The 24,631-nt window shown below is 72.5% G+C and carries 29 protein-coding genes; 16 read left to right on the top strand and 13 right to left on the bottom strand.

What is annotated here, in order from left to right; translation table 11 throughout:
• Position 1: 1 nt before the first annotated feature.
• Together BLW76_RS38095 and BLW76_RS38090 are read right to left on the bottom strand one after the other, a co-directional pair.
• Positions 2-1,207, bottom strand: a complete 1,206-nt coding sequence (locus tag BLW76_RS38095; protein ID WP_091316723.1) for a cytochrome P450 — start codon at positions 1,205-1,207, stop codon at positions 2-4.
• Positions 1,204-1,713 (bottom strand): PadR family transcriptional regulator, encoded by a 510-nt coding sequence (locus tag BLW76_RS38090; RefSeq protein ID WP_091316721.1) that lies wholly within the window; start codon positions 1,711-1,713, stop codon positions 1,204-1,206. The genes BLW76_RS38095 and BLW76_RS38090 overlap by 4 nt, the downstream gene beginning before the upstream one ends.
• 118 nt (positions 1,714-1,831) lie before the next feature.
• On the opposite strand from BLW76_RS38090, the gene BLW76_RS38085 reads away from it, so the two are divergent.
• Both BLW76_RS38085 and BLW76_RS38080 read left to right on the top strand, forming a co-directional pair.
• Positions 1,832-3,010, top strand: coding sequence for a cytochrome P450 (locus tag BLW76_RS38085; RefSeq protein ID WP_091316719.1), 1,179 nt, complete (start codon positions 1,832-1,834; stop codon positions 3,008-3,010).
• A complete protein-coding gene (locus BLW76_RS38080; RefSeq protein WP_091316717.1) occupies positions 3,004-3,228 on the top strand; it encodes a ferredoxin in 225 nt (74 codons plus the stop codon). The genes BLW76_RS38085 and BLW76_RS38080 overlap by 7 nt, the downstream gene beginning before the upstream one ends.
• Here the strand turns inward: BLW76_RS38080 and mtnA are convergent.
• Positions 3,185-4,168 (bottom strand): S-methyl-5-thioribose-1-phosphate isomerase, encoded by a 984-nt coding sequence (mtnA, locus tag BLW76_RS38075; RefSeq protein ID WP_091316715.1) that lies wholly within the window; start codon positions 4,166-4,168, stop codon positions 3,185-3,187. The genes BLW76_RS38080 and mtnA overlap by 44 nt on opposite strands.
• Before the next feature lie 48 nt (positions 4,169-4,216).
• On the opposite strand from mtnA, the gene BLW76_RS38070 reads away from it, so the two are divergent.
• A complete protein-coding gene (locus BLW76_RS38070; protein WP_091316713.1) occupies positions 4,217-4,615 on the top strand; it encodes a RidA family protein in 399 nt (132 codons plus the stop codon).
• A gap of 276 nt (positions 4,616-4,891) precedes the next feature.
• On the opposite strand, the gene BLW76_RS38065 is transcribed toward BLW76_RS38070, so the two are convergent.
• On the bottom strand, positions 4,892-5,686 hold the full coding sequence (locus BLW76_RS38065) for a PIG-L family deacetylase (RefSeq protein ID WP_091316712.1): 795 nt from the start codon (positions 5,684-5,686) through the stop codon (positions 4,892-4,894).
• 75 nt (positions 5,687-5,761) lie between these two features.
• On the opposite strand from BLW76_RS38065, the gene BLW76_RS38060 reads away from it, so the two are divergent.
• Positions 5,762-6,214 carry a DinB family protein gene (locus tag BLW76_RS38060; RefSeq protein WP_244170501.1) on the top strand — a complete coding sequence of 151 codons (453 nt, stop codon included), beginning with the start codon at positions 5,762-5,764 and terminating at the stop codon, positions 6,212-6,214.
• 234 nt (positions 6,215-6,448) lie between these two features.
• On the opposite strand, the gene BLW76_RS50135 is transcribed toward BLW76_RS38060, so the two are convergent.
• Positions 6,449-6,868: a DNA-formamidopyrimidine glycosylase family protein gene (locus tag BLW76_RS50135; RefSeq protein WP_244170500.1), complete on the bottom strand. Its 420-nt coding sequence runs from the start codon at positions 6,866-6,868 to the stop codon at positions 6,449-6,451.
• 19 nt (positions 6,869-6,887) lie between these two features.
• Entirely contained in the window at positions 6,888-7,511 is a 624-nt protein-coding gene (locus BLW76_RS38050; protein ID WP_091316710.1) for a VOC family protein, read from the bottom strand.
• 241 nt (positions 7,512-7,752) lie between these two features.
• On the opposite strand from BLW76_RS38050, the gene BLW76_RS38045 reads away from it, so the two are divergent.
• The 6 genes from BLW76_RS38045 (at position 7,753) to BLW76_RS38020 (ending at position 12,935) form a co-directional block, all read left to right on the top strand.
• Positions 7,753-8,451 carry a GNAT family N-acetyltransferase gene (locus tag BLW76_RS38045; protein WP_091316708.1) on the top strand — a complete coding sequence of 233 codons (699 nt, stop codon included), beginning with the start codon at positions 7,753-7,755 and terminating at the stop codon, positions 8,449-8,451.
• On the top strand, positions 8,451-8,675 hold the full coding sequence (gene infA, locus BLW76_RS38040) for a translation initiation factor IF-1 (RefSeq protein ID WP_091316707.1): 225 nt from the start codon (positions 8,451-8,453) through the stop codon (positions 8,673-8,675). Before BLW76_RS38045 ends, infA begins: the two co-directional genes overlap by 1 nt.
• Positions 8,676-8,684: 9 nt before the next feature.
• Positions 8,685-9,008: a YciI family protein gene (locus tag BLW76_RS38035; RefSeq protein ID WP_091316706.1), complete on the top strand. Its 324-nt coding sequence runs from the start codon at positions 8,685-8,687 to the stop codon at positions 9,006-9,008.
• The gene (locus BLW76_RS38030) at positions 9,005-10,228 is read left to right on the top strand and encodes an RNA polymerase sigma factor (RefSeq protein ID WP_091316704.1); all 1,224 of its coding nucleotides are present in this window, start codon (positions 9,005-9,007) and stop codon (positions 10,226-10,228) included. The genes BLW76_RS38035 and BLW76_RS38030 overlap by 4 nt, the downstream gene beginning before the upstream one ends.
• 64 nt (positions 10,229-10,292) lie before the next feature.
• On the top strand, positions 10,293-11,849 hold the full coding sequence (locus tag BLW76_RS38025) for a hypothetical protein (protein ID WP_091316702.1): 1,557 nt from the start codon (positions 10,293-10,295) through the stop codon (positions 11,847-11,849).
• 117 nt (positions 11,850-11,966) lie between these two features.
• Positions 11,967-12,935 (top strand): RNA polymerase subunit sigma-70, encoded by a 969-nt coding sequence (locus BLW76_RS38020; RefSeq protein WP_091316701.1) that lies wholly within the window; start codon positions 11,967-11,969, stop codon positions 12,933-12,935.
• Here the strand turns inward: BLW76_RS38020 and BLW76_RS38015 are convergent.
• Positions 12,877-13,689 carry a phosphatase PAP2 family protein gene (locus tag BLW76_RS38015; RefSeq protein WP_208613468.1) on the bottom strand — a complete coding sequence of 271 codons (813 nt, stop codon included), beginning with the start codon at positions 13,687-13,689 and terminating at the stop codon, positions 12,877-12,879. The two genes, BLW76_RS38020 and BLW76_RS38015, sit on opposite strands and share 59 nt — an antisense overlap.
• Positions 13,690-13,925: 236 nt before the next feature.
• On the opposite strand from BLW76_RS38015, the gene BLW76_RS38010 reads away from it, so the two are divergent.
• On the top strand, positions 13,926-15,386 hold the full coding sequence (locus BLW76_RS38010) for a non-reducing end alpha-L-arabinofuranosidase family hydrolase (protein WP_091316699.1): 1,461 nt from the start codon (positions 13,926-13,928) through the stop codon (positions 15,384-15,386).
• A 54-nt stretch (positions 15,387-15,440) separates the two neighbouring features.
• On the opposite strand, the gene BLW76_RS38005 is transcribed toward BLW76_RS38010, so the two are convergent.
• Positions 15,441-16,508 (bottom strand): winged helix DNA-binding domain-containing protein, encoded by a 1,068-nt coding sequence (locus BLW76_RS38005; protein ID WP_091316697.1) that lies wholly within the window; start codon positions 16,506-16,508, stop codon positions 15,441-15,443.
• A gap of 115 nt (positions 16,509-16,623) precedes the next feature.
• Here BLW76_RS38005 and BLW76_RS38000 point away from each other — a divergent pair, with 115 nt between their 5' ends.
• Complete coding sequence (locus tag BLW76_RS38000; protein ID WP_091316696.1) at positions 16,624-17,595, top strand: helix-turn-helix transcriptional regulator; 972 nt, start codon at positions 16,624-16,626, stop codon at positions 17,593-17,595.
• A gap of 199 nt (positions 17,596-17,794) precedes the next feature.
• Entirely contained in the window at positions 17,795-18,334 is a 540-nt protein-coding gene (locus BLW76_RS37995; protein ID WP_167384872.1) for a papain-like cysteine protease family protein, read from the top strand.
• Positions 18,335-18,341: 7 nt separating this feature from the next.
• Here BLW76_RS37995 and BLW76_RS37990 read toward each other — a convergent pair whose 3' ends face one another.
• The 3 genes from BLW76_RS37990 to BLW76_RS37980 form a co-directional block, all read right to left on the bottom strand.
• On the bottom strand, positions 18,342-18,701 hold the full coding sequence (locus tag BLW76_RS37990) for a hypothetical protein (protein WP_091316693.1): 360 nt from the start codon (positions 18,699-18,701) through the stop codon (positions 18,342-18,344).
• Between the two features lie 43 nt (positions 18,702-18,744).
• Positions 18,745-19,704 carry a GlxA family transcriptional regulator gene (locus BLW76_RS37985; RefSeq protein WP_091316691.1) on the bottom strand — a complete coding sequence of 320 codons (960 nt, stop codon included), beginning with the start codon at positions 19,702-19,704 and terminating at the stop codon, positions 18,745-18,747.
• A gap of 87 nt (positions 19,705-19,791) precedes the next feature.
• Positions 19,792-20,232 carry a hypothetical protein gene (locus tag BLW76_RS37980; RefSeq protein ID WP_091316688.1) on the bottom strand — a complete coding sequence of 147 codons (441 nt, stop codon included), beginning with the start codon at positions 20,230-20,232 and terminating at the stop codon, positions 19,792-19,794.
• Positions 20,233-20,357: 125 nt separating this feature from the next.
• Here BLW76_RS37980 and BLW76_RS37975 point away from each other — a divergent pair, with 125 nt between their 5' ends.
• A complete protein-coding gene (locus tag BLW76_RS37975; RefSeq protein WP_091316686.1) occupies positions 20,358-20,891 on the top strand; it encodes a GNAT family N-acetyltransferase in 534 nt (177 codons plus the stop codon).
• A 127-nt stretch (positions 20,892-21,018) separates the two neighbouring features.
• Here BLW76_RS37975 and BLW76_RS37970 read toward each other — a convergent pair whose 3' ends face one another.
• Positions 21,019-21,198, bottom strand: a complete 180-nt coding sequence (locus BLW76_RS37970; RefSeq protein ID WP_143060760.1) for a hypothetical protein — start codon at positions 21,196-21,198, stop codon at positions 21,019-21,021.
• Positions 21,199-21,291: 93 nt separating this feature from the next.
• On the opposite strand from BLW76_RS37970, the gene BLW76_RS37965 reads away from it, so the two are divergent.
• Together BLW76_RS37965 and BLW76_RS37960 are read left to right on the top strand one after the other, a co-directional pair.
• A complete protein-coding gene (locus BLW76_RS37965) occupies positions 21,292-22,161 on the top strand; it encodes an aminoglycoside phosphotransferase family protein (protein ID WP_091316683.1) in 870 nt (289 codons plus the stop codon).
• An 85-nt stretch (positions 22,162-22,246) separates the two neighbouring features.
• On the top strand, positions 22,247-23,071 hold the full coding sequence (locus BLW76_RS37960; RefSeq protein WP_091320374.1) for a DUF72 domain-containing protein: 825 nt from the start codon (positions 22,247-22,249) through the stop codon (positions 23,069-23,071).
• 41 nt (positions 23,072-23,112) lie between these two features.
• Here the strand turns inward: BLW76_RS37960 and BLW76_RS37955 are convergent, their stop codons facing one another.
• Positions 23,113-24,600, bottom strand: coding sequence for a non-reducing end alpha-L-arabinofuranosidase family hydrolase (locus tag BLW76_RS37955; protein WP_091316680.1), 1,488 nt, complete (start codon positions 24,598-24,600; stop codon positions 23,113-23,115).
• Positions 24,601-24,631 lie beyond the last annotated feature (31 nt).

The following is a 24,631-nucleotide window of genomic DNA, read 5'->3' as shown; positions in this document are numbered from 1 at the left end:
CTCACCACTCCACCGGAACGCGCTCGACGCCGCCGGCCACGCGGTTCTTGCGCACCGGGATCTCGCCGATCCCGACGGCCAGGCGCAGGCCGGGGAAGCGGCGGAACAGCTTCGGGAACACCGTCCGCAGCTCGGTGCGGGCGAGGTTGGCGCCGATGCAGACGTGGGCGCCGGTGCCGAAGGCCAGGTGCACGTTCGGCGTCCGGTCCGGGTCGAACCCGTCCGGGTCGGCGAACACCGAGTCGTCCCGGTTGGCCGAGTCGACGGCGATCAGCACGGCGTCGCCGCGCATGATCCGCGTCCCGGCGATCTCGACGTCCTCGTGCGCGTACCGCAGCAGGCCGGTGCCGCTGGTCGCGGTCAGCCGCAGGATCTCCTCGACGGTCTGGTTGACCTCGCCTTCGGGGTCGGCGGCGAAGCGGTCGCGGCGGGCGGTGTCGGAGAGCAGGAACAGCGTGCCCATCGCGATGCGCGTCGACGTCGTCTCGTGGCCGGCGAACAGCAGCCCCGCGCCCATCCGCGCGAGGTCCTCGTCGGTGAAGGACGGGTCTTCGGCCTGGAACGCGACCATGTCGGAGATGACGTCGGGCTGCGGGTCGGCGCGCTTGGCGTCGGCCAGCTTCGTCATGTACGCCATGAACTCCGCCATGGCCGCCTGGGCGTCCTCGCCGCCGTCCATCACCGCGATCCGCTCGGACAGGCCGCGGAAGTGCTCGCGGTCGGCGTACGGGACGCCGAGCAGCTCGCAGATCACCAGCACCGGCAAGGGGAACGCGAGGAAGTCGGTCAGGTCGACGGGGCCGTCCCCGCGGGCGGCCTCCATGTCGTCGAGACAGCGGTCGGTGAGTTCCGCGATGTGGTCGCCGAGGGCGCGCATGCGGGGCGCGGAGAACGCGGGCGCCAGCATCCGGCGCATCCGCTTGTGGTCGCGCTCTTCGGTGTCGAAGTCCCCGCTGGGGCCGTTCTGGATCGCGGCGTGGGAGATCCGCGACGCCTGTTCGGGCGCCGGGTGCGACCGGCCGAAGCGGCGGTCGCGGAAGACCTCCTTGGCCTCCTCGTAGGTCGTCACCAGCCAGGCCGGGTCGCCGGCCGGGGTGAGCACGCGGGTCACCGGCGCCTGCCGGCGAAGCACCTCGTAGTCCGGGGCGATGGCGAGCGCGTCCGCGCGGGTGAAGGGCAGGCGGGGCGTCTCTTCGGTGGTGGTCATGCGGTTTCCCTCGGATCGGTGGTGAGGTCGGCGAGCCAGCGGAGTTCGGCGTCGAACTTCCCGAGCACGTGGTGCAGCGCGGCGCGGCTCCAGGGATCGGCCTGGCCGGCCGCGAGCCCGGTGAGCCGTTCCCGCTCGGCGACGAGCGCCGTTCTTCGGGTGCCGAGCACCTTCGCTCGTTCTTCCGGGCGCAGCCAGGCGAAGTTGCCGACGCGGGCGAGGAACTCGGGCTCGTTGAGCGCCAGGTCGGCCGGGAAGTCCGCGAGCATGTCGTGCAGCAGTTCCCGCCCGACTTCGGTGATCGTGTAGACGTGCCGCGGCGGTTTGGCCGCCTGCTCCTCGGCGCTGCGGCTCACCGCGCCCGCGTCGACGAAGCGCCGCAGGGTCGGGTAGAGCGAGTTGTTCGACAGGGTGTGGCCCGTCGAGGACTCCACCGCCTTGCGCAGTTCGTAGCCGTGCATCGGCTCGACGGCCAGCTTGGACAGCAGAAGGATCTCGATCCACACCTAGGTCACCGTAACCTAAGGTTCGGTGACGGGGCAATGGCGGATCGTGACAGTCGGGAAGAAACTGTGTAGCGTTGTAAGCAGCTGCTTACAACCGGCGCACAGGGGGTTCTTCCGCATGACCACCACGCACGCCTACCCCTTCAACGAAGAGGCCGGGCTGGACCTCAACGAGGCCTATGCCGCCGCCCGGGATGCCGAGGGCATGATCCGGGTGAAGCTGCCCTACGGGGAGCCGGCCTGGCTGGCCGCCCGCTACGCCGACGCCCGGCTGGTGCTCGGCGACCGCCGGTTCTCGCGGGCGATGGAGAAGGAGAAGGACGCGCCCCGCAGCGTGCCCGTGGTCCAGGACGGCGGCATCCTGCAGATGGACCCGCCCGACCACACGCGGCTGCGGACGCTGGTCGCGAAGGCGTTCACCGTGCGCCGCGTCGAGCAGCTGCGGCCGCGCGTCGCCGCGCTGGCCGCGGGCCTGATCGCGGACCTGAAGGCGGCCGGCCCGCCCGCCGACCTCGTCGACGCCTACGCGTTGCCGATCCCGGTCGCGGTGATCTGCGAGCTGCTCGGCGTCCCGGTCGCCGACCGGCCGAAGTTCCGCGTGTGGAGCGACGCGGCGCTGTCGACCAGCGGGCTGACGATGGCGGAGTTCGAGCGCAACCGCGAAGAGCTGCGGGACTACATGCGCGGCCTGATCGCCGAACACCGGGCGCAGCCGCGGGACGACCTGATGACGGCGCTCATCGAAGCCCGCGACGTCCGGGACAGGCTGACCGAGCTGGAGCTGGTCGACCTGTGCGTCGGCATCCTCGTCGCCGGGCACGAGACGACCGCGAGCCAGATCCCGAACTTCGTCTACGCGCTGCTGGACCAGCACGAGCACTGGGAGCGGCTGTGCGCCGACCCGGACCTGGTGCCGGCCGCGGTCGAGGAGCTGATGCGGTTCGTGCCGCTGGGCGCCGGTGCCGCGTTCCCGCGGTACGCGACCGAAGACGTCCAGGTCGGCGACGTGCTGGTGCGGGCGGGCGAGCCGGTGCTGGTGGCGGTCGGCGCGGCCAACCGCGACGGCCTGCAGTTCGGCGACGCCGACAAGCTGCGGTTCGACCGCGGGGACACCCACCACCTGGGCTTCGGGCACGGCGTCCACCACTGCCTCGGCGCGCCGCTGGCCCGGCTGGAGCTGCAGGAGGCGCTGCGCGCGCTGGTCACCGAGCTGCCGGGGCTGCACCTGGCCGGCGATATCGTGTGGAAGACACAGATGATCGTCCGCGGACCGCGGTCGATGCCGATCGGATGGTGACCATGAGCTGGGACGTGGAGATCGACGAGCACACCTGCATCGGCTCGGGCATGTGCGCCGCGCTGGTGCCGGAGGTGTTCGCCCTCGACGGCGCGGTGGCGCACACGCTGACGCCGTCGGTCGACGCCGACGAAACGGTGCTCGACGCGGCGGACTCCTGCCCGGCGATGGCGATCACGGTGACCGACGGTGGCCGGGAGATCGGGCCGCGCCCCTGAAGATGCCCTCTTCGGTGACCACGGCCGTGATCAGGGCGAACGGGGTGACGTCGAAGGCGGGGTTGAAGGCCCGCGCGCCTTCCGGCGTGTGTTCGGTGAGTTCGCCGGCGTCGCGTTCCTCGATGGTGACGCCCGCGCCGTCGGCGACCCTGTTGTCCACAGTGGACGAGGGAGCGACCACGACGAACGGCACGCCGTGGTGCTTCGCGGCGATGGCGAGGCCGTAGGTGCCGATCTTGTTGGCGACGTCGCCGTTCGCGGCGATCCGGTCGGCGCCGACGAGCACGCAGTCGACCATGCCGCGCGCCATCGCGGCGGCGGCCGCGCTGTCGGGCTGGACGCGGTAGGGGACGTTCGCCTGCGCGAGCTCCCACGCCGTCAGCCGGGCGCCCTGCAGCAGCGGCCGCGTCTCGTCGACGAGCACCTCTTCGACGAGGCCGCGTTCGTGCAGGTGCCAGACGACGCCGAGGGCGCTGCCCCAGCCGACGGTCGCCAGCCGGCCGGCGTTGCAGTGGCTGAGCAGCCGCAGCGGGCGGCGCGGGCACTCGGCCAGCACGATCTCGGCGGCGTGCCGGGAAGCGGTCTTGTTGAGTTCTTCGTCCTCGGCGAGCAGGGCCAGCGCTTCGGCGAGCACGGCGTCCTTGCCCTGGTCGAGTTTGGCCAGTGCCCGCTCGACGCCCCAGGCGAGGTTGACGGCGGTGGGCCGGGCGGTGGCGAGGAGCTCGGCGTCCTTCCGGACGTCACCGCCCTGGTGGGCCGACAGGGCGACACCGAGCGCCCCGGCGGCGCCGAGCGCGGGCGCACCCCGGACGGCGAGCCGCCGGACGGCGTCGACCAGCTCGCCGACGGTCCGGAGCTCGAGCAGCCGGAACTCGGCGGGCAGCGCGGTCTGGTCGATGACGACGACCGCGCCGTCGACCCAGTCGATGGTCCTGTGCACGGTGCCCTCCTGAGGATTTCCGCTTGCCGGGCCGGTGAAGATGGGGCCGTGACCATTGAACGGCAGAACCCGCCCGGGCTGCACACCCCGCCGGGCTACCACCACGTGACGACGACCTCCCGGAGCCGCACGGTGTACCTGGCAGGCCAGTGCCCCCTGACACCGGACGGCGCGCTGGCGGCGGGCGACGTCCTCGCCCAGACGGACCAGGTCGTCACCAACACGGCGGCGGCCCTGGAGTTCGCCGCGGCCACACCGTCCGACGTGGTCCGCACGGTGATCTACGTGGTGACCGACGACCGCGCGACCCTCTCGGCGGTGTGGGACCGGCTGACGGCGTCGGAGATCGGCCCGGCGTTCACGTCGGCGAGCACGTTGCTGGGGGTGGCCCAGCTGGGCTTCCCGGGTCAGCTGGTCGAGCTCGACGTGACGGCCGCCCTGCCCTGACCCGTGTCGACCCTCCAATCACGCGAGTTACGCCCCCAATCACGCGAGTTACGCCTCCGATCACGCGAGTTACGCCCCCAATCACGCGCGTGCCGTGTACCGGGACCGCGAGTTCGCGTACCCGGGTGGTCGGCTTGCGTACCCGGAGGGTCGGTCGGCGTGATTGAGCCCGGGACTCGCGTGATCGGGCCCGGGACTCGCGTGATTGAAGGCGGATCTCGCGTGATTGGAGAGCCAGCTCGCGTGATTGGCGGGTCGACACGGCGGAGCCGGGTGTCAGAGGCCGGCCATCAGGTCCGTTTCCGTGATGCCCGGGCCCTGGCCCGCGCGGATGAACCACTCCGTGCCGAAGGCGAACGTGAACGCGTCGTCCGGCATGGCCAGCATGAACATGTCCTCGCTGATCTGGCTCGGGTGCGCGCGCATCGCCGCCCGCTTGACCGACGCGTACTTCGACACGTCCACCGCCGCGGTGATCTCCGCCTCCGGCTTGCCGAACTCCACGTTTTCCGGTGGCTTCGGGGCGGCCTCCTCGGGGATCGTGCCGTCCGCCACCGCCGCCTCGAAGCCGCGCTGCATGAACTCGCGGTTGAACGTCGCCTGGAAGACGCGTTTCGTGCCGGCCAGCTCTGCCGCCCGGACGCCGACGCGGTGGACCTGGATGTGGTCGGGGTGGCCGTAGTCGCCGTTGTCGTCATACACCGTGAGCACGTCGGCCGACTCCTCGCGCAGGATCGCCGCGAGCTGCTCCGCCGCCTTTTCGACGTCGGCGCGCCAGAAGCACGACGGGTCGTCGTTCGTCGGCTCGCCCATCATGCCCGAGTCGCGGTAGCCGAGGAACTCGACGCGTTCGACGCCGAGGATCTCCGCGGCCGCGTACGACTCCTGGACGCGCCGGTCCTCGAGTTTCTCGCCCTCGGCGAGGAATCCGTCGGGGACCTCGCCGACCTCGCCCTTGGTGGCGACGACGAGCACGACCCGGTGCCCCTCTTCGACGGCTTTGCGCATGACGCCCGCGGTGCGGAGGCACTCGTCGTCCGGGTGGGCGTGGAAGGTGACCAGGGTTGCCATGTCCGCGACGGTACCGGCAACCCCCGACAAAAACCGCCCGCGAGGGTGCGCACCCGCCCGCTAGGGTCCGCGGTCGTGACCGAGAAGAGCACGTTGCTGATGTTCCTGCGGGCTCAGCGCGAGAGCGTTCTGGCGATCCTCGACGGCCTCGGCGAGGAAGCGCTGACGACGGCGGTCTTCCCGTCCGGCTGGACCCCGCTGGGCATGGTGGAGCACCTCGGCGACGCGGAACGCCACTGGTTCCAGGAGGTCGTCACCGGCCGGGTGGACTCCGGCGAGCCGGCGTCCAGGACTCCCGCAGCCGTCTTCGCCTACTACCGCGCGCAGTGCCGCCGCTCGGACGAGATCTTCGCCGCGACGCCGTTGTCCGCGCCGCCGCGGGGCAGGCATCCCGGCCCGCTCGCGGACGAGATCACCGATCTGCGCGGCGTGGTGCTGCACGTCATCGAGGAGACGGCGCGGCACGCGGGCCACCTGGACGTGGCGCGCGAGCTGCTCGACGGCCGCACCGGGCTCGGCCCGCGCTAAGCCTGTTCCTGCGCACACCACCAGGTCGACCGGCCGCCGACGGTTCCGTGGCGCAAATCCGCCCCGCAGCGCGGGCAGTGGCCGCCGGGACGGCGGTGGCCGATGATCTCGCCCGTGTGCACGCCGCCGTGGCGGAGACATCCGGGGCTCCGCCACCGGGAACCCCCCGAAAGAAGCGGATCGCCGCGCGCAACGCCTTGTGCAGGCCCGCGAGGTCGGCGTCGGTCAGCTCATTCACGGGCCGCGCCGGGACAACGCCGCCTGCCACAGGGTTTCGTCGGCCGGCAGGTTGCCGATCCCGGCCACCACCGACTGGTCGAGCAGCCGCGCCTTCAGCGGTGCCCGCCCGCGGCCGACGCGTTCGGCGAAGTCGCGGCGCGAGATCTCCCCGGCGTCGGGGCCGAGCGCGTCGAGGTCCGGGTCGAGCCGCACCCGGGCCAGGCGCCGGGTGTCGAACAGGCGCAGCTGTTCGCCGTCGGCGAAAGTGATCCCGAACCGGAACTCGGGCTTCTCCACCCGATCGCGGAACCGCCGCGGCCCGCTCTCGCCCGCCAACCGCAGCTGCCCGGCCATCCCGAGGTGCGGACCGGACCGTCGGTCGCCGTCTTCCGTTGCGCACCAGAGGGTCTTGCCCCGCCGGTGCGCTTCCGTCAACCGCCCGCCGTGCCGCTGGTCAGGAAAGGCTCGCGGACGCCGTGGTTTCCCAGGCGAAGCCGTCCGGGTCGGTGAACGCCGCCGCGCCGCCGACCGCGATCCGGTGCGAGCCGCTGCCCTCGGGGGCGACACCGGCGTCCTTCGCGAGCGCCTTGCGGCGGTACAGCGCGAGCTTGACGGGGCCGTCGCCCGCCTCGAACTCGACGTACATCTTGCCGAAGCTCTTGCCGACGGTCAGGCCGTGCTCGACGTAGAACCGCTTGCTGGCGGCCACGTCGGCGGCGCCCAGCAGCAGCACGATGGCGTCGATCGTGCGGGTCGCCGGGCCGGTGTTCTTCTTGGCGGAGGTGGCGAGCTTCCAGATCGACCCGTCCGGCGCCCGGACGGTGCCGCCGTAGCCCCACATGGACTTCGTGGCCGGCTTGATCGTCGTGGCGCCGGCCGCGAGCGCGGTCTCGATCAGGGAGTCGACGTCGGCGGGCTGCGGCACGGTGAGGGAGAGGGTGTACCCGCGGAAGCCGTCGCTGGGCGCGTCGGAGACGCGGAACCGCAGCTGGGTGGTGAGCCCGAAGGCGTCGGCGTAGAAGCGCTCCGCGGCGGCGGTGTCGGCAACTTCGAGGGTGATGGTTTCGATGTTCGTCATGCCGGTAACGCTAGGTCCGGGCCGCTGACCGGCGCTTCTCGATTCCTGATCGGTCTGCGCGGCGCGCGCCGGAAAAGGAGTGGGCGGGGGCCCGCGGGGACTGGTAGCTTGCATCCGACCGTGACCCGGCCCGAGGAGGTGAGACCCGTGAACGTTGTACGCAATGGGTGCTCCCTCTCGTCGTCACGGGCGGGCGGCTGACGCAGGTGTCGCCGGGAGCCCTCTCCCGAAAGGCGACACCATGAATCATCTGCACGAGCGGCCGGACGTGGCCGGCCGCGGAGAAGTGTCCCGGCGTCCGGACGGACGTCTCTTCCTCAGCATCGACACCTGGGACGACGCGGGCTTCGCGCTGCTGGCGGCGGACATGCTGCCTGCCCTGCCCAGACCGCTGTACACCGTGGTCGATGAAGCCGACGCCGAGCTCCGGTCCCGCTGGGAAGCGGCCGGGTTCACCACCCGGCGCCGTGAATGGGAGTACGTGGTGCCCACGGCACCGGGCGTGGTTCCCGCGCCCGCGGGGGTGACCATCGGCCCGCCGTCCGACGCGCGGCTGCTGAGCTCGGCCGAAGACGTGATCCGCGCCGAAGTCGAGGCGGCGGTCGGCTGGCCGGAGATGCCGGCGGAGATCCTGCCCCGCCCGGACGTCCCGGACGTCGGCAAGTACGTCGTTGCCGAGTCCGCGGGCGGCTACGTGGGCTTCGTCCGGCTGGCGGCGGTGACGCGGCAGCCGCGGATCGGCCTGATCGCGGTCCGCGCGGACCGGCAGCGCACCGGGATCGGCCGCGCGCTGCTCGCGTATGTCCTGGATATGGTGCACCACAAGGGAATCCCGGCGGCTTCGGCCGAGGTGAACGAAGCGAACCCGGCGGCGATGAGGCTCTTCGAGGGCGCCGGAGCCCGCCGCGTCGGCAGCAACCTCGAGCTGGTGTTGCGCTGATGGCGGGCAACACCGGCGGCATCGAGGTGGAGGGCACGGTCGTCGAGTGCCTCCGGAACGCGACGTTCCGGGTGGAGCTCGAGAACGGACACAAGGTCCTCGCCCACATCAGCGGCAAGATCCGGAAGAACTTCATCAAGATCCTGCCGTTCGACCGGGTCCTGGTGGAGCTGAGCCCGTACGACCTGAACCGCGGCCGGATCCTGTTCCGGTACCGGACTTAGGATTCCCGGATGCAGTACCTGGTTTCCGTGATCGACGACAAGAGCAACCCCGGCCGCACCGACCGGCGGCCCGCCATCAGTGCCTTCAACGAACGGCTGATCGCCGAGGGCTACTGGGTCTTCGCGGGCGGGCTCGCCGACACCGAGGCGGCCACGGTCGTCGACAACCGGGGTGAGCAGGCCGTGTTCACCGACGGGCCGTACGTCGAGTCGAAGGAGTACCTCGCCGGCGTCTGGGTGTGGGAGGTCCCCGACCCGGACGTGGCGTTGAAGCTCGCCGCCGAGGCCTCGAAGGCCTGCGACCGGAAGATCGAAGTGCGACCGTTCCGGTGAGCGACGCCGACGCGGCGGTCACCCGGGCCCACCACGCGGAGTGGGCCCGGGTGGTCGCCACCCTGACCCGGCGGTTCGGTGACCTCGACATCGCCGAGGAGGCGGCCGCCGAGGCGTTCGCGACCGCCGTCGAACGGTGGCCCGCCGACGGCGTGCCGCCCAACCCCGGCGCCTGGCTGACCACCACCGCCACCCGCAAGGCCATCGACCGCGTCCGGCGCGAGAACAACCGTGCCGACAAGCAGCAGGCCGCCCTGACGATCTCGGAGAACGACCCGCCCGAGCCGCCCGGCGCCATCGACGACGACCGGCTCCGGCTGGTTTTCACCTGCTGTCACCCGGCGCTGGCCGTGCCCGCCCGCGTGGCGCTGACCCTGCGCCTGCTCGGCGGGTTGACCGTGCCCGAGATCGCCCGTGCCTTCCTGGTCCGGGAAACCGCGCTGGAGCAGCGGATCACCCGCGCGAAGGCCAAGCTCAAGGCGGCCCGCGTCCCCTACCGGGTGCCGTCCGCCGAGGACCTCCCCGCGCGCGTCTCCGCCGTGCTCGTCGTGCTGTACCTGGTCTTCAACGAGGGCTACCTGGCGACCGGCGCCGGTACCGACCCGGTGCGCCACGACCTGACCGCCGAGGCGATCCGGCTCACCCGGCTTCTCCACGCCCTCCTGCCGGACGACGGCGAGGTGACCGGCCTGCTGGCGCTGATGCTGCTCATCGAGGCCCGCCGCCCGGCGCGGGTGGTGGCTGGCGAGCTCGTCGCGCTCGACGAGCAGGACCGCGGGGCGTGGGACGAGGGCCTGATCGCCGAGGGCCACCGGCTGGTGCGGGAGCGCCTCGCCACCGGGGTGGCGCCGGGCCGCTACCAGGTCCTCGCGGCGATCAACGCCGTGCACACGTCCGCCCGCGACGTCCGCGACACCGACTGGTCGCAGATCCTCGCTCTCTACGACCAGCTCGTCCGCCTCGACCCGTCGCCGATCGTCGCGCTCAACCGGGCCATCGCGGTCGCCGAGCTCGACGGCCCGGAGGTGGCGCTGGCGGCCGTCGACCGGCTCGCGGGCCGGCTGGCCGGCTACCACGCCTACCACGTGACCCGCGCCGACCTGCTGCGCCGGCTGGGCCGCGGTGAGCAGGCCCGCGCGGCCTACGACAAGGCCATCGAGCTGGCGGGCAACACCGCCGAGATCGCGCACCTGACCCGGCGCCGGGACCGGCTCGGCTGAACCCCGGCACCGATCGGGGCTGAGCCGTGTCACCGTCGTGATCACCGCGCCCCAGGCTGTACCGATGCGAACCGGGGTCTTCCTGCGCTGGGCGGCGCATCCGCTGACGGTCGGCGCCACCGTGGTGCTGCTGCTCAACGACCACGTGCTGAAGCAGGTGTGGCCGGGCTTCGTCACCGGCAAGCTCAGCGACGTGGCCGGGCTGGCGGCGGCGCCCCCGGTGCTCGGGCTGCTGCTCGGCCTGTTCCTGACCGCCCGCGTGGGTGCCACCGCGGCGGTGCTGGTGACCGGGGCCGGGTTCGCGGTCGTCAAGCTGACCGCGGCCGGCGCCGGCGCCGCTTCGGCCGCGTGGTCGGTCGTCAACGGACCTTCGGTGGTCCTGGCCGATCCGGCCGACCTGGTCGCGCTGCCCGCGCTGGGCCTGTCCTGGTGGGCCTGGCACCGGGTGACGACGGCCCCGCCCCTGGCGTTCCGGCTGCGGCTGGTCGTCGCGTTGCCGTTCACCGTGCTGGCGATCACCGCGACGTCGGCGCCGTCCGCGACGCTGCCGTCGGTCGACTCCGTGACGAGCGAAGGCACGCAGGTGGTGATCGAGGCGGACGGCGCCTACTACGGCTCCGTTTCGGGCGTCGACGGCTGGCGGTACCTGTCACGGGTCCCGCCGCAGGGCCCGATGGCGTCCCCGTCCACGAAACAGGTCGAAGCCTGCGCGCCCGAGGCGGCCACGCACTGCTACCGCGTGCACGGCGCCGGGGTCGTCGACGACCGCCGCGGAGGCCGGCTCCTCGGCGTCGACGAGACGACCGACGGCGGCCGGACCTGGCGCACGGCGTGGGAGGTGCCCGCCGCCCGGTGGGAGTTCGTCCAGCGGCAGCACCCGTTTCCCGCCTCGGTGCTGCGGGTGTCCCAAGTGGCCAGCACGGAGGTCTCCGTCCGTGCCGTCGCGGGCGGACACCAGGTGATCGTGGCCAACGGGGTGGACGGGCTGGCGGTGCGCGGCGCCGACGGGGCCTGGCGCCGCGTGCCGGTCGTGGTCCCCGAGACCGGGCTGGACCTCCGGCCTGCGCCGCTCACCGCGTTCGGCCGGGGGATCGGGGACACGCTCCTGGTCACCGGGCCGCTCACCCTGCTCGCGATGCTGATCGGGACGACGGTGGCGGCGGGACGGGTCCGTGCCCGGCACGGCCGCGGGCTCGCCGCCGTGCTGCCCCTCGCCGCGTTCCTCGGCATGGCCCTGCCGATCAGCGGGCTGGTGGTGTTCTTCGGCTCGAACGCCGGGCTGACGACCGGGCTCTGGCTGGTGACCGCCCTGTGCCTGACCGGCATCGGGGCCGCGCTCGTCCTCGGGCAGCGACGGACGCTGGTCCGGTCACGCATGCTGGCGGTGATCGCGGCCGCCGTCCTGGCCGGACTGGCGTCCGTCGTGCCGGCGCTGGGCTGGACGCTCGGCCACCCGCAGGAGCACGCCGCGACGGACGGCTTCGACCTGATCCTCGCCGCGGCGTGCCTGCCGGTGATCGTCGCGGCCGGCTGGTGGGCGGGCGCGCGCGACCCGGAGCTGCCGGTCGAACCGCCTTGGCCGCCGCTGCCGGGTGCGATCGGGCCGATGCCGGGGCCGTAGCGCGGAACCCGGCTGCCCTGCCCGGCGGGACCGCGCCGAACTCGCCGCGGTGATGAGTTTCCGCGCCCGGGGCCGTCATACCTGTGACGGACCACGACGAAGCGGGAGAATGACGTGATGAGTGCGGACACGCGGCCGGCCGACCTGCGCGAAGCCGGCGAGCCGGCGTTCGCCGGGCTGGCCGAGCGGCACCGGCGGGAGCTGCACGTGCACTGCTACCGGATGCTCGGGTCGTTCGAGGACGCCGAGGACACCGTGCAGGAGACGTTCCTGCGTGCCTGGCGGCGGCGGGAGACCTTCGCGGGGCGGTCGACGTTCCGGGCGTGGCTCTACCGGATCGCCACCAACGCCTGCCTGGACCTGCTGGCCAAGTGCCGCCCCGAGCCCGCGACCGGTGGCGAGGTGCCGTGGCTGCAGCCCTACCCGGACCGGCTGCTCGACGAGCTGCCCGCGGGCGGCGAGGACGAGCCGGAGGCCGCCGCCGTCGCGCGGGAGACGATCGAGCTGGCGTACCTGGTCGCCGTCCAGCACCTCGCGCCGCGGCCGCGGGCGGTGCTGATCCTGCGTGACGTGCTCGGCTGGCCCGCGAAGGACGTCGCGGAGCTGCTCGGGGACTCCGTCAACTCCGTGAACAGCGCTCTGCAGCGCGCCCGCGCCGGCATGCGGGAGCACCTGCCCGCCGAGCGGCAGGACTGGACCGGCGGCGAGGAGGACGCCGGGACGCGCGCGGTGGTGCGCCGCTACACCGAGGCCAGCGTGGCCGTCGACATCGACGGGATCGCCGAGCTGCTGCGCGACGACGTCCGCTGCTCGATGCCGCCGACGCCGGGCCTGTTCACCGGCCGCGACGCCGTGGTGCGGGACTGGCTCGACGGCGGTTTCGCGGACCTGAAGGGCCTGCGTGCCGTCCCCACCGCCGTGAACCGGCAGCCCGCCCTCGCGTTCTACCTCCGGCAGGAGGACGGGGTGTACCGGCCGCTGACGATCGACGTCCTGCGCATCACCGGCGGGGCGATCACCGAGATCGTCACGTTCGAGGCCGATCGGTTCCCGCGGCTGGGACTGCCGGAGCGCTTGGCGGCGTAGTCCCGGCTCGACGGCGGAAGGGGAGACGGCCCCACGCCCACGCGGCGGCGACGGACACCGCCAGCAGCGCGACGCTGCCCGCGATGTCGAGGACGTAGTGGTTCGCCGTGGCGAGCACGACGGCCGCCATGAGGAGGGGGAACAGCCACGACAGCAGCGCCAGGCGGGGGTGCGCGCCCCGCAGCGCGGACCACACGGCGTACGCGCACCACAGCGACCAGCCCACGTGCATGCTCGGCATGGCCGTGTAGTGCGTGGGCCTGGTCCAGCTCTCCTGCTGGAAGATGTCGTACACCGCAACGATGTCGACGGCGCCCGGCAGCGCGGACCGCGGTGGCGCCAGCGGTACCGCCCAGTAGACCGGCAGGACGAGAACCATCATCGCGACCATCGTCCGGCGCACCCGCCGGTAGGCCTCGGCGTGCCGGACGAACACCCAGAGCAGGACGCCGGCGATCACGAGGTAGTACAGCCGGTACAGGTACACCGCCGCCTGCGCGAGGACGGGATGGGCGGCCAGCCGGCCGTTGACGCCCAGTTCGATGTCGAGGTGCGCGGCGCGTTCGGCGGACTGGATCGCCACGGCGTGGGCGTTGGCGGCCGCGAGGTCCGTGCCCAAGGCGGCGCCGAGCCGTGCGAAGAGCAGGAACCACAGCACGAGGAAGGCAAGTTCGACGAGCACGCCGGGGCGCTCGCCGGTGCCGCGGAAGAGCGTGTTCGCCCACCGTCGGGGCGGGGCGGCCGGCGGGTGCACGCGGTCACCCTAGCCGACCACCGCCGGGCGCGGGGCGGGATGTAATTTTCACGTCCGTACTGTCCTCTGTGGACATACGACAGTGTCCTGACGTGCCAATGCTTCCCGCTTCCGCGAGCGCCGCGGTGGGCGCATTGACAATTCTTCACCAAGCGGACCAGTCTGGCGCGGCGCGTGTTAGCGATAACAGCCGGCTCGCTCAACGTGGATCCGAAGCTGACTGGGAGAAGGTCGTCATGAACAGAGGGCGTATCAGCCGCAGAGGTCGATCCTCGATCGCGGCGTTCACCGCCGCGGTGACGGTGGCGGTGGCGGCGGCGGTGGGCGTGACGCTCGGTGCCGACGCGGCACTGGCCGACGTCACCGGCGCACTGCGCGGGGTCGGGTCGAACCGGTGCCTGGATGTCCCCAACGGGAGCCAGTCCGACGGTGCCGCCCTGCAGATCGCCGACTGCTCGGGCGCGGCGAGCCAGCAGTGGACGTCGACGTCCGCGGGCCTGTTGACGGTGTACGGCAACAAGTGCCTCGACGTCCCCGGCAGCGCGACGACCGCCGGCACCCGGGTGCAGATCTGGACCTGCCACGGCGGGGCCAACCAGCAGTGGCGGGTGAACGCCGACGGCTCGGTGGTCGGCGTGCAGTCCGGGCTCTGCCTGGACGTCGCCGGCGCGGCGACGGCGAGCGGCACCGCGGTGCAGATCTGGACGTGCCACGGCGGCACCAACCAGAAGTGGACGGGCCTGTCGGGCACGCCGCCGACGACCACGACCACCACCCCGACCGGCAGCGGCTGCACCCTCCCGTCGACCTACCGCTGGTCGTCGTCGGGTCCGCTGGCGCAGCCGAAGAACGGGTGGCTCGCGCTCAAGGACTTCACCAACGTCGTCTACAACGGCAAGCACCTGGTCTACGGGTCGACGGTCAACTCGTCGGCGTCGTACGGCTCGATGGCCTTCAGCCCGTTCACGAACTGGTCCGACATGGCTTCGGCAGGCCAGAACGGGATGAACTCCGGCACCGTCGCGCCCACGCTGTTCTACTTCGCACCGAAGAACATCTGGGTGCTCGCCTACCAGTGGGGACAGTGGCCGTTCATCTACCGCACGTCGAGCGACCCCACCAACCCCAACGGCTGGTCGTCGCCGCAGCCGCTGTTCACCGGCAGCATCTCCGGTTCCGGCACCGGCCCGATCGACCAGACGCTGATCGCCGACGGCTCGAACATGTACCTGTTCTTCGCCGGTGACAACGGGAAGATCTACCGGGCGAGCATGCCGATCGGGAACTTCCCCGGCAGCTTCGGCTCGAACTACACGACGATCATGAGCGACACGCAGGCCAACCTGTTCGAGGCCGTCGAGGTCTACAAGGTCCAGGGCCAGAACCAGTACCTGATGATCGTCGAGGCGATGGGCAGCAGCGGCCGCTACTTCCGGTCGTTCACCTCCAGCAGCCTGAGCGGTTCGTGGACCCCGCAGGCCGCCAGCCAGAGCAACCCCTTCGCGGGCAAGGCGAACAGCGGAGCGAGCTGGACCAACGACATCAGCCACGGTGACCTGGTCCGCACGAACCCCGACCAGACCAAGACGATCGACCCCTGCAACCTCCAGTTCCTCTACCAGGGCAAGGACCCCGCGGCCGGCGGCGAGTACAACCGGCTGCCGTGGCGGCCGGGCCTGTTGACGCTGCAGCGATAGGCACTCCCGGAAGCGCCCACCCCCGTTCGCGCGGGGGTGGGCGCTTTTCCCGTCTCACCGGCTTTCGAAGAACACGCTTTCCCCGCCCACGAACGGCAGCAGCCGCTGCGCCTCCTCTTCGAGCGCGGCCCTCGCGGCGGCGGGCAGCGGCCGGAACGGCGTCAACCGCAGCTCCCCGCCGGACAGCGACCAGCTGCCGTGCACCCGGCCGTCGACCAGGAACGCCGGCCGCACCAGTGCGCGGCCGGGCATGATCCGCTTCCGGTCCTCGTCGGAGATGATCCGGGTGCGGTCGGCGTGGCCCAGCAGGACGTTGTCGAACCCCGGCAGCAGCCGCACGGGAGCCGGGGTGTCCGGATCGGGCAGCTCGGCGCCGGCCAGGTCGACCAGCTCCCGGCCGTGCGGGTCCCGGTGACGCCGCAGCTCGCCGCGCATGGTCTCGACGATCTCGCCCAGCCGGGTCAGCCCGCTCCACGCCTGCACGTCCTTGACGCTCGCCGGCCCGAACGCCGCGAGGTACCGGCGGACCAGCTCCTGGGCGCTCGCCGGCGCGCCGACGCCGACGGCGGTCACCGAGACGGCCGACCGGGTGCCCCAGGCGCCCCAGCCGGCGGTGGCCGGGTCGTGGACCACCGCGGCCCGCAGCTCCACCTCGGCGGCCAGGAGCCGGCCGTCGCGGCCGGGGTGTTCCGCCGCCAGCCGCCGGGCCAGCTCCCGGCGCGGCATCGCGTGCCCGCCGAGGATCCGCAGCCCGGCCGCCACCAGCTCGCCGGTGTCCAGGCCGGCGTTGCCACGCCGGAAGTGGACCGTGCTCGCGGTGCGGTCGAGCACCGGTTGCAGCAGCGGCCGGAACCGGCGGAAGTCGCCGGCCACCGCGAGGTGCTGGGTGCTGCGCAGCAGGCCCGAGCGCACGACCCGCCCGTCCGCCAGCAGGTTCGTGAGCCCGGCGTGCTCGAAGTCCCGGATCCGGCTCCACAGCCCGACGAACGGCCAGTTCGGCTCCTGGGCCTGCATGGCGACCAGCCGCGCGAGCACCGCCTGCGGGGTCTCGTCGGTGCGTGCCAGGAGGAACTGCCGCTGCAGCAGGGCCCGGTTCAGCGCGCGAAGTGACAGCGTGGTCACGGCCGGATCTCGCGGGTGATCATCGTCGGCTCCCTCGGTCGGTTTCGGCCTGCGACGAGAACGCTAGAGAGCCTTCCGGTCACTTTGTGGCCGGAAGACCTGTCAGGATGGCGGAATGGCGAACACCAGCTCCCGTGCCCTGCGTCTGCTGTCGCTGCTGCAGACCCACCGGCACTGGCCGGGCGCCGAGCTGGCGAGCCGGCTCGAGGTGTCCGAGCGCACGCTGCGCCGTGACGTCGACCGGCTGCGCGACCTGGGCTACCCGGTCCGGGCCACCCGCGGCACCGACGGCGGCTACCAGCTGGCGCCGGGCGCGGTGCTGCCCCCGTTGGTGCTGGACGACGAGGAGGCGGTCGCCCTCGCCGTCGGCATGGGGGACGCCGCCCAGAGCGGGATCGCCGGGATCGAGGACGCGGCCGTCCGGGCGCTGACGAAGGTGGTGCAGGTCCTGCCGCCGCGGTTGCGCGCCCGGGTGGACGCGGTGCGCGCGATGACGGTCTCCCCGGCGGCGGCCGGCCCGATCGTCGCGGCCGGCGTCCTGACGGCGGTCGCCCAGGCGTGCCGAGACGAGGAGCGCCTCCGCTTCGCCTACGCGGCAAGGGGTGCGGCGCCGGCGGAGCGCGAGGCCGAGCCCCACCGCCTGGTGGCCCAGGGCGGCCGCTGGTACCTGGTGGCGTACGACCTGACCCGCCACGACTGGCGCAGCTTCCGCCTGGACCGCCTGAGCAACCCCCGCCCGACGGGCGCGCGGTTCCGCCCCCGCGAACTCCCCGCCCCGGACGCGGCGGCCTTCGTGCGGACCAGCACGGGCGCGCCCGCCGCCCACACGGTCCGGGTGCTCGTCCACGCCCCCGAGGCCCGGGTGCGCCAGGTGGTCGGCCAGTGGGGAACGGTCGAGCCGGCGGGGGAGAACCGCTGCCGCGTCACGATGACGTCGACGAGCCTGGACTGGCCGGCCCAGGCGATGGGCAACGTGGGCGCGGAGTTCGAGGTGCTGGCGCCGCCGGAGTTCACCGAGCACGTCCGCGAGTGGGGCGCCCGTTTCTCCCGCGCGGGCGGCGCGATGCCCACGGACGTGGCGCCGTAGCCGCGCCTGCCGAACAGTTCGGGCGGAGACCTTGCCGTCCGAAGTGGACGGACAGGTCGTCGCGGAAGGCCGTATCGCCGCCGCCGTTCGGTGGGCACTCGGACGGAGCAGCTTCTTTCCCTTGCGTAACAACCAAAACCGTCGAACGACTTGAGAGGAACGGGCGCACCGGGCGCCGTCGTTGTCATGGGGAGATGCCTTGATCGACTTACCTGTCAACTACATCAGGCAGCCGGAGCAGCACCTGTGCTGGTACACCTCGCTCCGGATGATCTTCGAATACCGGCGCGGCGCCGGGGTCGAGGTCGTCGGGCACGTCAAGGCGCTGGCGGAGGGCCAGGCGCAGGCGGCGAAACGGGCCGCGATCGAGGCCAATCGCGGGGAGGCCGGTGACTACGAGACGCGCAGGGCGCTGCGCAACGAACCGCCACGGGGCTTGGCGGACGACGAAACCGCCGAACTGGCCGAAGTGAACGGTATGCGGGACCTGGACACACCGTCGGCCGGCTGGACCAGCGACTTGCTCGAGCGGGCCCTGCGGGACCACGGCCCGTTGTGGTGCGCGATCGAGCACGCCGGGGCCGCCACCAAGCACGTGGTCGTCGCCAAGGGGGTGAACGCGGCCGGGCAGGTGGTGCTCCACGATCCGCAGTTCGGCCCGAACCTGCCCTGGGAAGTGGCGAACTTCACCAAGCGCCTGCTCAAGCTTCCGCACTCCCTTCTGTACCTGCCCGCGTAGGTGCCGCTCACTGGCCGTAGGAGTGGCGAAGATCGGCGAACAGCAGCTGGTTGAGCCGTCGCCGGAGGTGTCCGGTCTTGCTCTGGTCGGGGGCCTCGCCGGGGGTGAGCAGGGTGAACCTCAGCAGAGTCCCTCCGTCGCGCGCGGCCGTGAGCCCGAAAAGGATCCGGTCGTCGGGCCGGCTCGGCCACAGCGACGACCACGTCACCCGGCCGGGCTTCTCCGCGGTCAGGACGCTGGGTTCGACCTCGTCCGCCAGCAGGTGGAGCCACGGACGAGTGCCCGCCCGGCGGGGCGCCACGAGGGAGTCCCAGACGACTCCGGGAGGTGCCGGCAGCGTGCGCGCCCGCGAACCGATCTCGAACACCGGGACAGCGTAGGCCGATCCGCCGGGTGACCGCACCGGCAGCTCACCGGTCCAGCGGCCGGGGCAGCTCCGGACTCCGGCGGATGCGGTCGCCGGTCGTGCCGTAGCGGCTCAGGAAAGCCTGGCGGAGCGTTTCGGCCGACCGGAACCCGCAGCGCCGCGCCACCGCCGCCAGTGACAGCTCGCTGCCCCGCACCAGGTGGGCGGCCGCCTCCGTGCGCGCCGCCCGCACGGCACGCGCCGGGGTGACACCCAGCTGGGCGGTGAACAGCCGGGTGAGGTGACGGGTGGTGACGCCGGCGCGGGCGGCCAGTGCCGGCGGGCTGAGGTCGTCGGCGAGGTGGGCGGTGATGTAGCCGGTCAGGTCGCGCACGACCCGGTCGCCCGGCGGCGGCGCCAGGAACGTGCTGATCTGCGCCTGGTCGGCGGGCCGGTGCAGGTAGGCGACCATCTCCCGGGCCACCTCGCGGGCCAGCGTCGGCCCGTGGTCGTCCTCGATCAGCGCCAGGGAGAGGTCCAGGGCGCTGGTGACGCCCGCGGACGTGTAGACGTTGCCGTCCCGGAGGTAGAGCGGTGCGACGTCCACGGTGACGGCCGGGAACGTCGTGGCCATCAGCTGCCCCCAGCCCCAGTGCGTGGTGGCCCGGCGGCCGTCGAGCAGCCCCGCCGCGGCGAGCACGAACGCGCCGGTGCAGACCGAGGCGATCCGCCTGCTGCGCGGAGCCAGCCGCCGCAGCTGCGTCAGCAGTCCCTCGTCGGCCATGGCGGCGCCGGTCCCGTAGCCGCCCACGACGACCATGGTGTCGATGCGGCCGGTCAGCGAGGCGAGCCGGCGCGCGCCCGACAGGGCTATCCCGGCCGAGCTGCGCACCTGGTTGCCCGTCGGCGTGGCGAGTTCGAGCCGGTACGGCGGGCCCGCGCCGTGCCGGTTCGCGATCTCGAAGGCCGCACACGGATTGGCGACGTCCAGGATCTGCGCGTTGTCGTAGGCGACCACCAGCACTCGCCGTGCCTCGATCACGTCGGAGACCCCCTCACCGCCGTTGCCGCGCAACCAGACTACGCGGCGCGGCGGCGAGGAGGTGGTGGTTCACCGTCCGGGGATGTCCGGGCCCGCCCCGGGCATGTTCTCCGGGTGCTGGATCTTGGCCCAGTCGAAGGCGTACTGGTCGAAGATCGCCGGGCTCGGGATCCAGCGCTTGCTGCGCCCGACGAGGTACACCCGGTACGGCCAGAAGTCCTCCTGGCCGAGGTAGGAGTTGGACAGCAGGGGATCCCCGACGGTGATGTTCGTGCCGCCGGGCAGGATCCCGTCCCAGGTCCGCCACAGGTTGAAGTAGGTCCGCTCGTCGGGGACGTGGTGCCGGACGCCGTCGATCACCAGGTAGACGGCCGTCGTACCGGGAACCTGGTAGCGGTAGCCGTTGCACGGGGTGCAGGTCGCCTGGGCGGCCGCCGCGGGAACGTGGGAGACACCGGTCAAGAAGACCGCGGCGAGGATGGCGGGCAGGGCGCGGACGGACAGGTTCACGGAGACTCCTCGTGGTCGGTGGCTGACTGCCGTACCCCGGAACCTTCGCGCCGCCACGACGCCGGCGGTGACCGGATGTCCGCGATCCTGCGAATCCGGTCGGCGAAACGCGATACGTTGGCGCCGTGTCCGAGTCCGTCGCCTGGCCGCCCCCGCCGATCGAAACGGAGCGGCTCGTGCTCCGCGCGGCCGAGGCGCGGGACCGGCCGTCGTTCATCGAGCTGTTCGCCTCGCCGGAGGTCGGCACGTACGTCGGTGGTCCCCGGCCGCGGGACGAGCTCGAGCGGGTGGTTCCCGAGGTGCCCGGGCAGCGTCTCGGCTTTTTCGTGGTCGAGCTCGACGGGGCGATGATCGGCATGATCACGCTCGATCGGCGCGCTGAGGACGGTCCGGGTCCCGTGCGCCCGACGGCCGGGGAGGCGGAGCTCGGTTACCTGTTCCTGCCGGCGGCATGGGGGTTCGGGTACGCGGCCGAGGCGTGCGCGGCGGCGCTCGGCTGGTTCGCCGGCACGCACCCGGGCGAGCCGGTGGTGCTCTGCACCCAGACCGCCAACGAACGTTCCATGCGCGTCGCGGCGAAGCTGGGGTTCGCCGAGGCGGAACTGTTCGAGGCGTACGGCGCCGAGCAGTGGTTCGGCGTGTGGTCGCCGGTCGGGTGAAGCAGCCGTCGGCCGGGAAGCAAACCAGGCCAGGAGGCGGATCAGCGGCGCGCTGACCGCGGCCGGCCGGTGATGGTCGCCGCGTCGAATCCGAGGAGGACGCCGCCGACACACCGCGCCGGCGAACTCAGGTCGTCTGTGCCGTGCAGCCGCAGAGCCGGGACGCGGGAAAATGCAACCAGAACCTCAGCAGGTCGCTCCGCCGGCCTTGGTACCAGTGCCACTCCTCGGTCACCGACTCCAGTGCCGAACCCAGCCGGGCGCGAAGCAGCGCCGTGGTCCGGGTGCCGTCATCCGCGGCGAACATCACCGCAGGATACGGCGATGTGTGCCGCGATTAACCGGTTGATCAACCGGCCGCGGCGGTGGCACGCTCCCGGCAGCCCCCACAGGAGTTGCCTTGACCCTCGAAACGAACCCCGCGATCGACGCCGCACTGGCGCGGCGGCTGGTCGACACGCAGTTCCCGCGCTGGGCCGGCCTGCCGCTGCGCCGGCACGCGCCCGCCGGCTCGGATCACGTCATCTACCGGCTGGGTGAGGAGCTTTCCGTCCGGCTGCCGCGCCACGCCGGCGCCATCCGGCAGGCGGCGAAGGAAGCCGAATGGCTGCCGCGGCTGGCGCCGCACCTGCCGCTGGCCATCCCGGAACCGGTGGGCGTGGGCGAACCCGCCTTCGGCTATCCCTGGCCGTGGGCCGTGTCGCGGTGGCTGGACGGCGAAGTGGCCACCGTCGACGCCCTCTCCGGCTCCGCCGACGCCGCCCTCGCGCTCGCCGGGTTCCTGACCGCGCTCCACCGGTTCGATGCCGAACCGCCCGCGGACCTCGCCGGCCGTCCGCTGGCCGCGCGGGACTCCGCGACGCGGGCCGCCATCGCGAAAGCCGGGGACGCCTTCGACGCCGCCGCGTTGACGCGGCTGTGGGACGACGCCCTCGCCGCCCCCGGATCGGACCGGCCTGCCGTCTGGTGCCACGGCGACTTCCACACCGGCAACCTGCTGACGACCGGTGGCCGGCTCAGCGCCGTCATCGACTTCGGCGAGCTCGGGGCCGGCGATCCCGCCTGCGACCTGATCATCGCCTTCACCCTGATGACCGCCGAGACGCGGGCCTGCTTCCGCGCCGCGCTCGACGTGGACGACGCCACCTGGACCCGCGGCCGCGGCTGGGCGCTGGCCACCGGCCTGAACGCCTATGTCGCCTACGCCGCCGTCAATCCCCGCGTGGCCGAGCAGACCACCCGGCAGATCACCGAGGCCCTGGCCGGCTGACGCCGTCGGCCGCAATGGCAGAATGACCGGTCGCCCGACCACGAGGGGAGCTGACCCGGTGGCACGTCTGCACGTCGGCTGCGCGATGTGGACCCACAAGGCGTGGCCCGGGCGCTTCCTCCCGCCGTCGCTGCCGGCCAAGGAACGCCTGCGGGCGTACGCCGGCTGGTGCAACGCCGTCGAAGGCAACACCACCTTCTACGCGACCCCCGCCCGCGCCACCGTCGCGGCCTGGGCGCAGCAGACCGACGCCGCGTTCCGGTTCGTGGTCAAGGTGCCCAAGGTCGTCACGCACGAGCGCCGGTTCAATGCAGTCGAGACCGAGATGCGGGCGTTCCTGGACGCCCTGGAACCCCTCGGCGACCGGGCGGTCCTGTGGACCCAGCTGCCCGGCTCGTTCGGTCCCGCCGACGTCGACGCCCTCGGCCGCTTCCTGCGCCGGCTCCCCGCCGGCCTCCGGCGCGCCGTCGAGGTGCGCCACCCCGGGTTCTTCACCGACGCCGCCTCGACGTCACTGCTGGAGGGCGCGCTCGCCGCGGCGGACGCCGAGTGGGTGCCGTTCGACACCACCGTTTTCTTCCGGCGCCCGCCGGTCAGCGAAGCCGAGCAGGACGCCTGGGCCAAGAAGCCGCGGCTGCCACGGCGGACGCGGGCGCTGACCGACCGGCCGATCGTCCGCTACCTGGGCCGGGATTCGGCCGAGGAGACGGCTTCGGGGTGGCAGCCGTGGCTGGAGGTGGTCGCCGGCTGGCTGCGCGAGGGCCGGTCGCCGACGGTTTTCGTGCACACCCCCGACAACGACGACGCGCCGGCGCTCGCCCGCCGCTTCCACGACGAGGTGCGGGCGCTGGTGCCCGGCCTCGACGCACTGCCCGAGCCGGAGCCGGTCGAGCCCGCGACGCTGTTCTGAGCGGCCGCCCCCACCCGGTGCGGGTGAGGGCGGCCGGCCGATCAGCGTTGCAGCGTCAGCACGCCGGGCCGCCAGGGCAGCTTGTTGTAGTCGAGACCGTCGGAGCTCGGGCTCCTGCCCTGGTAGAGCAGCTGCAGGTGGCAGGGGTCGACGGTCTTGGTCTGGTCGGGGTTGGTGCGGACGAGGTCGCCGTGGCTGATGTCGTTGGTCCAGGTGGCGCCGCTGTTGGCCTTGCCCGCGAACGGGTTGCTCTCGGTGGCCGCCTGCGGGGTCCACGTGCCGCTGAGGCTGGTGGCGGTGAACGAGCGGAAGAAGCGGTCCTCGTTCGTCCCCCGCGCCTCGACGAGCATGAGGTACTGGTTCTGGCCCTGGACCTTGTAGACCTCGACGGCCTCGAAGAGGTTTTTGGTCGTGTCGCTCATGATCGTGGTGTAGTTCGAGCCGAAGCTGCCGGGGAAGTTCCCGATCGGCATGCTCGCCCGGTAGATCTTTCCGTTGTCACCGGCGAAGAACAGGTACATGTTCGTGCCGTCGCCGATGAGCGTCTGGTCCAGCGGCGCCGAGCCGGGGATGGTCCCGGTGAAGAGCTCCTGCGGCGACGACCACCCGTTGGGGTTGGTGGGGTCGCTCGACGTCCGGTAGCTGAACGTGGTCGGGCCCCACTGGTAGGCGAGCACCCAGATGTTCTTCGGCGCGAAATAGAACAGCGTCGGCGCGACATTGCCGATGGTCATTCCCGTCTGGCCGGCCGAAGCCATGTCGGACCAGTTCGTGAAGGACGCGAAAGCCATCGAACCGTAGGACCCCGACGCGTTCACGGTCGACCCGTAGACGATGTGCTTGCCGTTGTGGACGACGTTCGTGAAGTCCTTGAGCGCGATCCAGTCCGATTTCGGGTCGGCCAGCGAGCCCGTCGAAGACCAGCGGTAGGTCGACGGGAGCGAGCACGAGCCGGTGTCGCCCACCCGGACGAGCTGCCACTGCTGGTTGGCGCCCTGCCGGTCGCCGTACTGGACGACGGCCGCGCCGTCGGCGGTCGAGGCGCCGGTGACCTCGACGGCCTTGCCGCTGTTGCGGTTGAGCAGGCGGACGTAGCCGCCGTCGGAGTCGGCGAGGCGGAACTGCTGGTTGGTGCCGTTGAGGTCCGTCCACTGCTGGACTTTCGCGCCGTCGGCGGTCGACCGGCCGGCGACGTCGAGGACCTTGCCGGAGTTCTTCGACTTCAGCCGGTAGTAGCCGTTGCCGGAGTCGACGAACTGCCACTGCTGGTTGGCGCCGTCGTGGCGGGACCACTGGTGGACCGCGGCGCCGTCGGCGGTGGAGACCCCGGAGACGTCCATCGCCTTGCTGCTGGTGCGGTTGAGGAGCAGGTACCACGCGGTGGTGTCGACGGTCGCCGCCGACGCCGCACCGGCGCCGGACACGACCGCCGCGGTGGCCGCGAGAACGGTCGTGAGCCCGGCGATCAGCGTCCGCCTCGCGCGGCTCCGCCCGGCACGGTGCGGCGGGGCTTGCCCCATCGGGCCCATGGTGGTTCTCCATTCATCGTCAGTGATGCGT

This window comes from Amycolatopsis tolypomycina (genome assembly GCF_900105945.1).
Lineage (GTDB): Bacteria > Actinomycetota > Actinomycetes > Mycobacteriales > Pseudonocardiaceae > Amycolatopsis > Amycolatopsis tolypomycina.
Note: the sequence above shows the minus strand (reverse complement) of the source record. Positions and strands in the feature narration are given on the sequence as shown.

What these genes read in the sequence shown, in the direction of transcription:
- BLW76_RS38095 (WP_091316723.1), bottom strand. Translation starts at nt 1,207, where the DNA reads ATGACCACCACCGAAGAGACGCCCCGCCTGCCCTTCACCCGCGCGGAC.
- BLW76_RS38085 (WP_091316719.1), top strand. Translation starts at nt 1,832, where the DNA reads ATGACCACCACGCACGCCTACCCCTTCAACGAAGAGGCCGGGCTGGAC.
- BLW76_RS38080 (WP_091316717.1), top strand. Translation starts at nt 3,004, where the DNA reads ATGGTGACCATGAGCTGGGACGTGGAGATCGACGAGCACACCTGCATC.
- BLW76_RS38065 (WP_091316712.1), bottom strand. Translation starts at nt 5,686, where the DNA reads ATGGCAACCCTGGTCACCTTCCACGCCCACCCGGACGACGAGTGCCTC.
- BLW76_RS38050 (WP_091316710.1), bottom strand. Translation starts at nt 7,511, where the DNA reads ATGACGAACATCGAAACCATCACCCTCGAAGTTGCCGACACCGCCGCC.
- BLW76_RS38045 (WP_091316708.1), top strand. Translation starts at nt 7,753, where the DNA reads ATGAATCATCTGCACGAGCGGCCGGACGTGGCCGGCCGCGGAGAAGTG.
- infA (WP_091316707.1), top strand. Translation starts at nt 8,451, where the DNA reads ATGGCGGGCAACACCGGCGGCATCGAGGTGGAGGGCACGGTCGTCGAG.
- BLW76_RS38035 (WP_091316706.1), top strand. Translation starts at nt 8,685, where the DNA reads ATGCAGTACCTGGTTTCCGTGATCGACGACAAGAGCAACCCCGGCCGC.
- BLW76_RS38025 (WP_091316702.1), top strand. Translation starts at nt 10,293, where the DNA reads ATGCGAACCGGGGTCTTCCTGCGCTGGGCGGCGCATCCGCTGACGGTC.
- BLW76_RS38020 (WP_091316701.1), top strand. Translation starts at nt 11,967, where the DNA reads ATGAGTGCGGACACGCGGCCGGCCGACCTGCGCGAAGCCGGCGAGCCG.
- BLW76_RS38010 (WP_091316699.1), top strand. Translation starts at nt 13,926, where the DNA reads ATGAACAGAGGGCGTATCAGCCGCAGAGGTCGATCCTCGATCGCGGCG.
- BLW76_RS38000 (WP_091316696.1), top strand. Translation starts at nt 16,624, where the DNA reads ATGGCGAACACCAGCTCCCGTGCCCTGCGTCTGCTGTCGCTGCTGCAG.
- BLW76_RS37970 (WP_143060760.1), bottom strand. Translation starts at nt 21,198, where the DNA reads ATGTTCGCCGCGGATGACGGCACCCGGACCACGGCGCTGCTTCGCGCC.
- BLW76_RS37960 (WP_091320374.1), top strand. Translation starts at nt 22,247, where the DNA reads ATGTGGACCCACAAGGCGTGGCCCGGGCGCTTCCTCCCGCCGTCGCTG.
- BLW76_RS37955 (WP_091316680.1), bottom strand. Translation starts at nt 24,600, where the DNA reads ATGGGCCCGATGGGGCAAGCCCCGCCGCACCGTGCCGGGCGGAGCCGC.